Source organism: Caulobacter sp. 17J65-9, from assembly GCF_010975005.1.
In the GTDB taxonomy this organism is placed as follows: Bacteria; Pseudomonadota; Alphaproteobacteria; order Caulobacterales; family Caulobacteraceae; genus 17J80-11.
Genome location: NZ_JAAIVC010000193.1, coordinates 5,001 through 6,193 on the forward strand (window position 1 = coordinate 5,001; position 1,193 = coordinate 6,193).

The 1,193-nt window shown below is 73.3% G+C and carries 3 protein-coding genes (1 of these 3 only partly in view); 2 read left to right on the forward strand and 1 reads right to left on the reverse strand.

Going from position 1 to position 1,193, the window contains the following annotated elements:
* On the reverse strand, positions 1–129 hold the 5' portion of the coding sequence (locus G3573_RS19145; protein ID WP_163263281.1) for a multicopper oxidase domain-containing protein. Its footprint begins 2,190 nt before the window's first position; the window shows 129 of its 2,319 coding nt (coding positions 1–129); it begins with the start codon at positions 127–129; its stop codon lies off the left edge, out of view.
* A 283-nt stretch (positions 130–412) separates the two neighbouring features.
* Between G3573_RS19145 and gspG the strand changes: the two genes are divergently transcribed.
* Together gspG and G3573_RS19155 are read left to right on the forward strand one after the other, a co-directional pair.
* Positions 413–880: a type II secretion system major pseudopilin GspG gene (gspG, locus tag G3573_RS19150; RefSeq protein ID WP_163263282.1), complete on the forward strand. Its 468-nt coding sequence runs from the start codon at positions 413–415 to the stop codon at positions 878–880.
* A partial coding sequence (locus tag G3573_RS19155; protein WP_163263283.1) for a prepilin-type N-terminal cleavage/methylation domain-containing protein occupies positions 877–1,193 on the forward strand: 317 nt, incomplete at its 3' end. The genes gspG and G3573_RS19155, both read left to right, overlap by 4 nt.

The window sequence follows — 1,193 nt, forward strand, 5'->3', positions numbered from 1 at the left end:
GCTGGGTCCCGCGCCGGTCGGCACGTCGGATCCACGCGCGAGGGCGCCGGGGCCCGAGACGAGAAGGCCTGCGGCGAAGGTCGCAGACATCAGAAGACGATTGCGCGTCAGCGCACGCCGCGAATTCATGTAAAAGCCCCTTGAGGCCGCGTAGAAACCTTGCAGTTCGGCTGCAATTTCTGCGCGATTACAGCACCACGGACCCTCGAACCGGTCGTCAGGAATGTTGGTTGCCGGGGAAAACTACGGGGGTAAAAGCCGCCCGTGGCTCTGCCCGACTCCCAAAGCTCCTTGGCGTTCCCTGCGCGACCGCGGGCGCGCCCGCCGTTTCGTGGGCGGTTGTCTGCGGCAACGCGGGGGCCTGACCGCCGGTTAGGCCGCCGATGACCGGAGTGGCCGTGCGGTGTTGGTGATGAGACGGCGGCGGACGGCGCGGGCGAGGACGGCGGAGCGCGGCTTCAGCCTGCTCGAAGTGCTGATCGTGCTGACCATCATCGCCCTGGTGGCCGCCCTGGTCGGCCCGCGCCTGATCGCCCAGCTGGATCGCTCGAAGGTCACCGCCGCCCGCGTGCAGGTCCGCGCCCTGACCTCCGCCCTGGAGACCCTGCGGCTCGACCTCGGACGCTATCCGACCGCGGACGAGGGCCTTCACCTGCTGGTCCAGGCGCCCGCTTCGGCGGCCGACGCCGGCGAGGTCTGGCAGGGGCCGTACCTGGAGACCGACGTGCCGGACGATCCTTGGGGGCGGCCCTACGCCTACCAGCCGCCGGCCGAGCCGGAGGGCCGGCCGACCGTGGTCAGCCTGGGCGCCGACGGACGCGAAGGCGGCGCGGGTCTGGCCGCCGACGTCGGCCTGGCGCGGCCGACCTCGCGGGGATGACCCCCTCCGCCCGGCGAGGGGAGCGCGGCTTCTCGCTGGTCGAGACGCTGATCGGCGTCGCCGTGGCGGCCCTGGTCGCCGCCCTGGTTCTGCCCATGGCCACGCGCGCGGTGCGGGACAATTTCGCTCTGGCCGACCGGGGCCTCGACCAGGCCGACCGGGCGGCGGCCGAAGCGCAGTTCCGCCGCCTGCTGCAGTCGGCCGGCCCTCTGCGGGGCGACGGCGCGACGGTGGACCTGACCGCCGACCTCGACGAGCCGGTCGCCTGCGCGCCGGCCGGGGCCGACGTGGGCGTGCGCCTGCAGATCGTGGC